Source organism: Psychromonas sp., assembly GCF_041586535.1.
Classification (GTDB): domain Bacteria; phylum Pseudomonadota; class Gammaproteobacteria; order Enterobacterales; family Psychromonadaceae; genus Psychromonas.
On the sequence record NZ_JBFGZY010000036.1, the window covers coordinates 18,139 to 27,555 of the forward strand.

Below are 9,417 nucleotides of genomic sequence, written 5' to 3' on the forward strand. Positions count from 1 at the left end.
AGTGAAAAACTTGATATACTTTTAGATTTTATTCTGTTGCTTCATTTTCCCATTTGAGTTGTATTGAATTATGCTATTTTTGTTTCGTTTAAAGGCGCTTTTTCTGGCGTTTATTACATTTATAAATAATCTTCCCCGAAAACATTTTTTCGCATTGATTCTATTATTTCTATTTTTGCTGGTCATTTCATTTATTCCTGTGCAGCCGCAAACCAAAAAAATAATTCAGCGCTCTCTGGAATTACCCAAACGTGTAATTACAACCGATGAGCGTGCATCGGCACAGCCTTTAGCTGCGGTAAAAGAGGAATACGCTAAAGTATTTCCTGATTTGTCAGGAAATCGCGAAGTTGAATTGGAAATTAAAGTTGGTGATACCCTAAGCGACATTTTTCAAAAAGAGAGTTTGTCAGCTGCCGCACTACAAACTTTATTGGAAGCTGATAGTGAATACCTGCGTTTAAGCCACCTGACCCCGGGACAAAGGCTTACTCTGCTGATTAGCCCGGATAATCAACTGCTCTCTTTAACCGTATTTCCAGATATTGCCAATACCTTAACCTATACCTTAAAAGAGGGGCAATATGAGGCATTTTTAGCAACAAAAGAGGGAAAATGGCGGCAAAGTTTATATCGGGGCCGTATCACAGGCAGTTTTTACAATAATGCTAAAGAAGCAGGCCTCTCGGCCGGGCAGATTAAACAAGTGTCTGCCGCGCTGCAGGATAAAATTGATTTTAGCCGGCAACTCCATCCCGGGGATACTTTCCAGGTACTGGTGACAAAACAATATATTGACGGCCAATATAGTTTTGAAAGTGAAGTGCTGGCTATTTTGATTAAAAGCCGGAATAAAAGCTATACCGCTTTCCTGCATGAAGATGGCCGCTATTACGATAAAGACAGGCAGGGGCTGAGCAAAGCTTATCGACGCTATCCACTCGATGGTAAGCGGCGTATCAGTTCCTCATTTAATAAAAATCGTCGCCATCCAATCACTAAAAGAGTCACTCCTCATAACGGTACTGATTTTGCGGTATCGACGGGAACAAAAGTTTATGCCGTCGGTGACGGTGTTGTGCTGCGGGCTGGCTACCATGCGGCGGCAGGTAACTACATTGTTATCAAACATGGGCGTAAATACACCACACGCTTCCTACATTTAAGTAAAATTCTGGTGCGCAAAGGACAACGGGTGGAAATGGGGGATTTAATTGCTAAAACGGGCAATACCGGTCGTTCAACCGGCCCTCACCTGCATTATGAATTTCATGTCAATAACCGTCCGGTTGATCCGATGAAAGTTGATCTGCCGCTTTCCACCGCTGTCGCCAAAAAAGAACAAAGTATTTTTGATAAAAGGCGGGATAGTTACCTGAAAGAGATGGGTAGCGAAGATATTGATATCGCGCTTAAGTGAGGGGTGGGTTTAACCAGACCAATAAGGCTGTCAGCTGGCAGCCTTATTGCTATCCCTCATTAGGGCATATCTCAATAGGGTTGTTTACGCTAGAGTATGGTGCAGGTGGACGATTTCCAGAAGCTTATCTTCCCGTTCAAACCGGGCTTCCATGATTTGCCCTAAATGCGAAAGATCGGTATCAAAATCAAGCAGGGCCTGATCACTTGCGCATTCAGCATACTTATCATTAAAATTTAGAGCGGTATCTGTCGTTGTGGTAATACGGGAATATAACTCCTGGGCAATCTTTAAATTGTTTTCCCCATCCAATTTGCACTGTGAAATTATCTGCTCGTAGACTTCAAAGTGACCGGTTGATGCGTAATCAAGCAGTAATTGGCAGAATCGAGTGATTTTTTCCTGCTCCGGTAAGCTGTGTTTGATCTTCTGATAAGGAGGTAAACCTGCAAGTTCGCAATATGCAACCACTAAGTTCTGACGCTGATCCAGCCAGTTATCAATAACTGTAAGTCTGCCGCCCCATTCTTCTTTTGCTTGTTCTAATTTGGTTAACATACTAATTCCCTCGTACGAGTAGACCAAAACGGTTAATTAAAAAGTAATGAAAATTACACTTAGCGTCAACATGAATTTGAATTTGTGGATAATCTTCCTGTATAACTGTGAAGTAGTCCCTATCCCCGCAGTTTGAGGCGTATTTAATAAGGAAATATGATGGAAAAAAAGCAAATTAATCCGCAAGAGAATGCCTGGTGGTTTATTATCGCTAAAGATCAAATAGTGTTGCAACCGCAGGGGAACTTTATTCCTTATGGCTGCCTTGATGATTTACCATTTCCTGATGGGGTCGCGGATAACGCGGTAAAAATTGCAGACTATCAGGCAAGTCCTTGTTATTTAGTTTTTTTACAGGAACAATCGGATGTTGGTCTGGGGGAATATTCTCCCTTACGCTTTCTCTTGGGAAGGGTTGATGATGGCTTATTTGATGTGGCGGGGCGCGCCTTTCAAGTTTCCCTGTTTTACGAAACGCACCAATATTGTGGAAAGTGCGGTAATGAAATGCATGTTATAAACTGGGAGACGGCAATGAAATGTTACCATTGCCAGCACCGGTGTTATCCGCGTATTTCCCCCTGCATTATTGTCGGCATCCGCAAAGAAAAGGAGATATTGCTGGCAATGCATCATCGTCATATGAAAAATAATAACCCTGTTTATACGGTGCTTGCCGGTTTTGTTGAAGCCGGGGAAACATTAGAGTCCTGCGTCGAACGTGAAGTCTATGAAGAATCCAGGATTAAGGTCAAAAATATTGAATATGTAACCAGTCAGCCATGGCCTTTCCCGCACTCTTTAATGATGGGCTTTCTGGCGGAATATGATTCGGGCAAAATTAAAATTGATAAAAATGAGCTTGCTGAAGCCGATTGGTATCATGTGGATAATTTACCGGTTCTGCCAAATCACGGTACACTGGCGAGAAAATTGATCAATAAAATGGTCGAACAATGCCGAGAATAAGATAAGAATTTATTTAGGTAATAAAAATACACTTAAAGGTGTTAGCATATTTGCCTTATTTTATGTTTAAAAAGTTGGGATAGAGAGAAGTATGACAGAATTACAAAATGATCGTTATATTCGCGCCTTATTAAAACAGGACGTGGATAAAACCCCGGTATGGATGATGCGCCAAGCGGGCAGGTATTTACCTGAATATAAAGCGACTCGTGCGCAGGCAGGGGATTTTATGTCCTTATGCCGTAATGCTGAGTTGGCTTGTGAAGTTACCTTACAGCCGCTGCGCCGCTTTGACCTTGATGCCGCTATTTTATTTTCTGATATTCTTACTATTCCTGACGCGATGGGGCTTGGTCTTTATTTTGAAGAAGGAGAAGGACCTAAGTTCAGTCGTCCGATAACTTGTCGCAAAGATGTTGAAAATTTAATTATGCCGGATCCCGAAGGCGAACTGCAGTATGTGATGAATGCCGTTCGCACGATACGCCGAGAGCTAAAGGGGTCTGTGCCCTTGATTGGTTTCTCTGGTAGTCCCTGGACGCTGGCGACCTATATGATTGAAGGCGGCAGCTCCAAGGCATTCACCAAGATTAAAAAAATGGCTTTTACGGATCCGCGCTTATTACATGCGCTGCTGGATAAACTCGCTGACTCCGTGATCGATTATTTAAATGCGCAGATTGCTGCCGGTGCGCAATCGGTAATGGTCTTTGATACCTGGGGCGGCGTTTTATCTCCGCGTGATTACAAAGATTTCTCATTACAGTATATGGGCAAAATTGTGGCCGGTTTACAGCGTACTTATGCGGGCAAAAAAATTCCCGTTACTTTGTTTACTAAAAACGGCGGTCAGTGGTTAGAAGCGATTGCAGATACTGGCTGTGACGCTATTGGACTGGACTGGACCATTGATATGGCCAGTGCAAAAGCGCGAGTCGGAGATCGCGTAGCCTTGCAGGGCAATATGGATCCGTCGATGTTATATGCGACACCTGAAAGGATCCGTGAAGAGGTGGCAACAATATTAAAAGGTTTTGGCAAGGGGAACGGGCATGTATTTAATCTTGGTCATGGCATTCATTTAGATGTGCCGCCTGAGAATGCGAAAGTATTTGTCGATGCGGTACACGAATTAAGTACCCCTTATCACCTCTAAGCGGCTGACTATACCTTTTTAAAACCACGCTGTTACGTGGTTTTTGCGGTTTTTGAAGTAAATTTTCCGTTAAATTTTTGTTGATTTTTTGTACATCCTGCGTATAAAGGTTAATGGATAAATAACGGAAGACCTTTAGATATGAAGTTATTTGCAGAAAATCAGCACCTTGCGGTGCGCCAGTTTACAATCTCGGATCTTGAGGATTTTATAAAGCTTGCGGGTAATGCCAAGACCATGAAATTTTGTCCTGCAGGTAAATTAAGCAGAAAACAAGCTGAAAGCATGTTTAACAATATCCTTAGTCATGCTCAGCGCAGCAGGTACAACCTGTGCGCAATCGCAGATAAGGAATCAAATAAAGTTATCGGTTTGGTGGGGCTGCAGGAGTGCTGTGTTGGAGATGATGTTGCCTTGAATTTTGTCTATAGAACGCTGCCGGAATACTTTGAAAACACTCCTGTCAAGTCATTATTTGCCCAATTTATCAGCTATCTTGTTGTTACCCATCAGCTTGCCGGGTTAGATGCGGTGATTGCCCGAAAAAATCAGCAGTCAGTCGCTCTGATGGAATCATTGAATTTTAAATTAATAGGCAAAGTTGTTTGCCGTGGCATAGATAGTTTTTTGTACCGCTACTCACCTCAGTAAGTAATCGTAAAGCCACTAACCCTCCTTTCATTTATACTTATTTTGTAATTATAACAACAGCTTAGTGTATGGGTAATTTACTTTTCTGTTTTTATACTGGTCCTGACTGCACTTTTCATTAATAGGGATAATGAGAAATTTACCTTTAAAAAGCCTTAGAATAGGGATCTTTTTATTCTTTTATTTAATAAAACAGCTCAAATTGCCATCGTTTTCGGGTAGAATGCCGGCCTTAGTTCTTTTTAAGTTGAAAAAACCAATTATTGGTTTTTGCTTATTGATTAATTAACCGAGGAATGTGTAAGACGATGGAAAATAGCCGACCGATTAAACGTGCGTTACTGAGTGTTTCAGATAAAGCTGGAATTGTGGAGTTTGCAAAAGAGTTATCTGAAAAGGGCGTTGAAATCCTTTCTACTGGTGGTACTTGTAAATTACTTGCTGAAAATGGCATCAAAGTAACTGAAGTATCAGACTATACTGGTTTTCCTGAAATGATGGATGGACGTGTTAAAACCTTGCACCCTAAAATTCATGGTGGAATTCTCGCTCGCCGCGGTGTTGATGAAGCAATTATGTCTGCAAATGATATTGCGCCTATTGATATGGTAGTAGTAAACCTTTACCCCTTTGCTGAAACCGTTGCCCGTCCCGATTGTTCTTTAGAAGATGCAATTGAAAATATCGATATCGGTGGTCCGACCATGGTACGTGCGGCTGCTAAAAATCATAAAGATGTTGCTATCGTTGTAAACGCCGGTGATTACTCCCGTATCCTTAAAGAGATGCAGGAAAATAACGGCAGCTTAGTTTATAAAACACGTTTTGACCTTGCTATTGCAGCTTATGAGCATACTGCGCAATATGACGGTATGATCGCGAATTATTTCGGTACTATGGTGCCAAGCTATGGCGAAAACACAGAAGGTGATACTGAATCTAAATTCCCTCGTACATTCAACATGCAGTTCCAGAAAAAACAAGATATGCGTTACGGTGAAAACAGTCATCAGGCTGCTGCATTTTATGTTGAAAATAATATCCAGGAAGCTTCTGTATCAACGGCTACCCAACTGCAGGGTAAAGCGCTTTCCTACAACAACATTGCCGATACCGATGCGGCGCTTGAGTGCGTTAAAGAGTTTTCAGAGCCGGCTTGTGTGATTGTTAAACACGCTAACCCTTGTGGTGTTGCAGTGGCTGATACTATTCTGGATGCTTATGAAGGGGCTTACAAAACCGATCCGACATCTGCATTTGGCGGTATTATTGCGTTTAACCGTGAATTGGATGCAGATACGGCAGAAGCCATTGTTTCACGCCAGTTTGTAGAAGTGATCATTGCGCCTAAAGTAAGTTCTGAAGCGGCACAAATCGTCGCTGCTAAGAAAAATTTACGTTTATTAGAATGCGGTGAGTGGGATAAGAAAACCACCGAATTTGATATTAAACGTGTTAACGGCGGTTTATTAGTACAGGATCGAGATCAGGGCATGGTGACTTTGGACGATCTGAAAGTGGTGACTAAACGTCAACCGACAGAGGCAGAATTAAAAGATCTGTTATTCAGCTGGAAAGTGGCTAAATTCGTTAAATCCAATGCCATTGTTTATGTTAAAAACAGCACCACTGTCGGTGTCGGCGCAGGGCAGATGAGTCGTGTCTACAGCGCTAAAATTGCCGGTATTAAAGCAGCCGATGAGAATCTGGTTGTTGAAGGTTCGGTGATGGCTTCTGATGCATTTTTCCCATTCCGTGACGGTATTGATGCAGCGGCGGAAGCCGGCATCAGCTGCGTGATCCAGCCGGGTGGCTCTATGCGTGATGATGAAGTTATTGCGGCTGCTGATGAGCATGGCATGGCCATGGTATTCACCGGAATGCGTCACTTCCGCCATTAATCCTATTGTGCTTTGTGCTTTCATCCGCACTCCGCGTTGAAAGTGCTCACTTGCAGGAGCAAGCTGCGCGCTTTCGCCTTGATTGCGAATTAAATCACTTAGCAAAAATATGATTAATTTATTTGATTTATTAAGGTTTTTTATGAACGTTTTAATTATTGGTAGTGGTGGCCGTGAACATGCGCTGGCATGGAAAGCGGCACAAAATAAACAAGTTAAAAATATCTTTGTGGCACCGGGTAATGCCGGTAGCGCGCTTGAAGATAAAGTTACTAATGTCGATATCGGTGTTGAAGATATTGATGCATTAGTAGCATTTGCTAAAGAAAATCATGTTGAGTTAACTATTGTTGGCCCTGAAGCGCCATTGGTTATCGGTGTTGTTGATGCCTTTCAGGAAGCGGGCCTTGCCTGTTTTGGCCCAACGAAAGGTGCTGCACAATTAGAAGGCTCTAAGGCCTTTACCAAAGACTTTTTAGCGCGCCATAATATTCCGACCGCCTGGTATCAAAACTTTACTGAGATTGAGCCTGCATTAGCTTACGTGCGTGAAAAGGGCGCACCTATTGTTATTAAAGCGGATGGTCTTGCGGCCGGCAAAGGGGTTATCGTTGCGATGACACTTAAAGAAGCCGAAGATGCAATCCAGGATATGCTTGCAGGCAATGCATTCGGAGAAGCTGGGCATCGTGTGGTTATCGAAGAATTCCTTGACGGTGAAGAAGCCTCTTTTATTGTTATGGTTGATGGTGAAAACATTGTGCCGATGGCAACCAGTCAGGATCATAAACGTGTAGGCGATGGTGATACCGGGCCAAATACAGGCGGTATGGGGGCATATTCTCCGGCACCAGTGGTTACACCAGAAATGCATCAACGTATTATGGATCTTGTTATCAAGCCGACTGTTGAAGGTATGGCTACTGAAGGAAACAAATATACAGGTTTCTTATATGCAGGTCTGATGATCATGGCTGATGGTACGCCAAAAGTGATCGAATATAACTGCCGTTTTGGTGATCCGGAAACCCAGCCGATTATGCTGCGTATGAAGTCTGATATCGTGACCCTTTGTTTAGCTGGTGTAAATGGCGAATTGGCCGATATGACAGCTGAATTTGACGAACGTGCTGCCATTGGTGTGGTACTGGCGGCGGGTGGTTACCCGGCGGATTATCAAAAAGGGTTGGAGATTTCTGGTCTGCCGACTACTGAAACTGAAGGTCTAAAAGTATTCCATGCGGGCACCACAGAAGTGGACGGTAAGGTTGTCACAGCGGGCGGCCGTGTGCTTTGTGCAACCGCTCTTGGTAATACAGTAACTGAAGCACAACAGAAAGCATACGCACTTGCTAAGCAGATTAGTTGGGACGGTATGTTTTATCGCAACGATATTGCTTATCGTGCGATCGCGCGTGAGCAAGAAAAATAAACACAAAGCTAATAGCTGACAGCTAACAACTCGAAAGCCGATGCTTAACAGCATCGGCTTTTTTCTATTCTTATTTCGTCATTATCGGGGTGTTTTGTCGATATTCCTGGCTTTAATAGCGCAAAGATTAAAGCTCTACAACCAGATCCGAATAGGCTTTAGAACTGCAGCTTAATACATAGCCCTGAGCAATCTGCTCGGCGGTTAATGTTGCCTGGCTGGTTGATTCAACCTCTCCTGTTACCTTACATTTACAGGAGCCGCACATACCTGAGCGGCAGGCACCGATAACCGGAACGCCCGCAGCTTCTAACGCTTCAAGCAGGCTTTGATTATCTGCAACCACAAAGTTTTTCCCGTATTGAGGTGCTACAACCTGATAGCTGACGGAAGATTCACTCGTTGTTTGCTCACTAACAGCAGGTACAAAGCTCTCTTTATGGAAAAGCGCCATATCAAAACCCTTAGACTCTGCTAAAGATTCAACCGCTTCCATGTAGGGCGCTGGTCCGCAGGTAAAGATGGTTCTGCCCTGAGGGTCAGGTATTAACTGGGTAAAAATAGCAGAATCCAGCATACCCTGAATATCATCTGTATTGTTTGTCTGTTCCAGGATGCGGGTTAAGCGGAAATTATCATGTTGCTCATTGAGTGCATTTAGCGCCCCAGCCATGATCACATCAGCTTCACTGCGGGCACTATAGATAAAGTGAATGTTAACCTGCTGCTTTGTATCCAATAACCAGCGTGCCATCGACATACACGGCGTGATACCGCTGCCTGCACTCATCAATAACAGCTCAGCCGTTGCCGGATTATCCTGCAGGGTAAACTCACCAGCAGGGGACATTGCCGGTAAAGCGATACCGGCCTGGAGGTGATCCAGCAGGTAATTCGACACCTTACCTCCGGGTACGCGTTTAATGGTCACGGCAACAGAATGTGGTTGAGAGGGGGTCGATGATAGGGAGTAGGCCCGGTATTCAAGCTCACCGGCAACATCAACTTCAAAGGTTAAAAATTGTCCCGCCTTGTATTCAAACAGGCCATCATCCAATTTTTTAAACTCAAAAGTGGCGCTGTCTGCGGTTTCATCAATACGTTTAGTACAGAGTAAAGGCTCAAGCATGTTTGATTGGGTTTGCATAACTATCTCTTTCTTTATCGGGTAATCTGATTAAGCCGTCAGCTGTTAGCTGTTAGCTGTTAGCTGTTAGCTGTTAGCTGTTAGCTGTTAGCTGTTAGCTGTTAGCTGTTAGCTGTTAGCTGTTAGCTGTTAGCTGTTAGCTGTTAGCTGTTAGCTCTTAGCTGTTAGCTGTTAGCTGTTAGC

8 protein-coding genes are annotated in these 9,417 nt (G+C 43.4%); 6 read left to right on the forward strand and 2 right to left on the reverse strand.

Features of this window, described 5'->3' with window-relative positions; all coding sequences use genetic code 11:
- Positions 1-154: 154 nt before the first annotated feature.
- On the forward strand, positions 155-1,420 hold the full coding sequence (locus ABZA00_RS05915) for a peptidoglycan DD-metalloendopeptidase family protein (protein WP_372881223.1): 1,266 nt from the start codon (positions 155-157) through the stop codon (positions 1,418-1,420).
- 84 nt (positions 1,421-1,504) lie between these two features.
- Here the strand turns inward: ABZA00_RS05915 and rsd are convergent, their stop codons facing one another.
- Positions 1,505-1,978, reverse strand: coding sequence for a sigma D regulator (gene rsd / locus ABZA00_RS05920; protein WP_372881224.1), 474 nt, complete (start codon positions 1,976-1,978; stop codon positions 1,505-1,507).
- 159 nt (positions 1,979-2,137) lie between these two features.
- On the opposite strand from rsd, the gene nudC reads away from it, so the two are divergent.
- The 5 genes from nudC (at position 2,138) to purD (ending at position 8,087) form a co-directional block, all read left to right on the forward strand.
- Positions 2,138-2,947: an NAD(+) diphosphatase gene (nudC, locus tag ABZA00_RS05925; RefSeq protein WP_372881225.1), complete on the forward strand. Its 810-nt coding sequence runs from the start codon at positions 2,138-2,140 to the stop codon at positions 2,945-2,947.
- 91 nt (positions 2,948-3,038) lie between these two features.
- The gene (gene hemE, locus ABZA00_RS05930) at positions 3,039-4,103 is read left to right on the forward strand and encodes a uroporphyrinogen decarboxylase (RefSeq protein ID WP_372881226.1); all 1,065 of its coding nucleotides are present in this window, start codon (positions 3,039-3,041) and stop codon (positions 4,101-4,103) included.
- A gap of 141 nt (positions 4,104-4,244) precedes the next feature.
- Positions 4,245-4,754: a GNAT family N-acetyltransferase gene (locus ABZA00_RS05935; protein WP_372881227.1), complete on the forward strand. Its 510-nt coding sequence runs from the start codon at positions 4,245-4,247 to the stop codon at positions 4,752-4,754.
- A gap of 308 nt (positions 4,755-5,062) precedes the next feature.
- Positions 5,063-6,655 (forward strand): bifunctional phosphoribosylaminoimidazolecarboxamide formyltransferase/IMP cyclohydrolase, encoded by a 1,593-nt coding sequence (gene purH / locus ABZA00_RS05940; protein WP_372881228.1) that lies wholly within the window; start codon positions 5,063-5,065, stop codon positions 6,653-6,655.
- Between the two features lie 142 nt (positions 6,656-6,797).
- Positions 6,798-8,087 (forward strand): phosphoribosylamine--glycine ligase, encoded by a 1,290-nt coding sequence (gene purD / locus ABZA00_RS05945; RefSeq protein WP_372881229.1) that lies wholly within the window; start codon positions 6,798-6,800, stop codon positions 8,085-8,087.
- A gap of 127 nt (positions 8,088-8,214) precedes the next feature.
- Here purD and ABZA00_RS05950 read toward each other — a convergent pair whose 3' ends face one another.
- Positions 8,215-9,234: a 2Fe-2S iron-sulfur cluster-binding protein gene (locus tag ABZA00_RS05950; RefSeq protein ID WP_372881230.1), complete on the reverse strand. Its 1,020-nt coding sequence runs from the start codon at positions 9,232-9,234 to the stop codon at positions 8,215-8,217.
- Positions 9,235-9,417: the final 183 nt, after the last annotated feature.

Excerpts from the sequence above, each read along its gene's own strand:
- purD (WP_372881229.1), top strand. The coding sequence starts at position 6,798 with ATGAACGTTTTAATTATTGGTAGTGGTGGCCGTGAACATGCGCTGGCA.
- purH (WP_372881228.1), top strand. The coding sequence starts at position 5,063 with ATGGAAAATAGCCGACCGATTAAACGTGCGTTACTGAGTGTTTCAGAT.
- ABZA00_RS05935 (WP_372881227.1), top strand. The coding sequence starts at position 4,245 with ATGAAGTTATTTGCAGAAAATCAGCACCTTGCGGTGCGCCAGTTTACA.
- hemE (WP_372881226.1), top strand. The coding sequence starts at position 3,039 with ATGACAGAATTACAAAATGATCGTTATATTCGCGCCTTATTAAAACAG.
- nudC (WP_372881225.1), top strand. The coding sequence starts at position 2,138 with ATGGAAAAAAAGCAAATTAATCCGCAAGAGAATGCCTGGTGGTTTATT.
- ABZA00_RS05950 (WP_372881230.1), bottom strand. The coding sequence starts at position 9,234 with ATGCAAACCCAATCAAACATGCTTGAGCCTTTACTCTGTACTAAACGT.
- rsd (WP_372881224.1), bottom strand. The coding sequence starts at position 1,978 with ATGTTAACCAAATTAGAACAAGCAAAAGAAGAATGGGGCGGCAGACTT.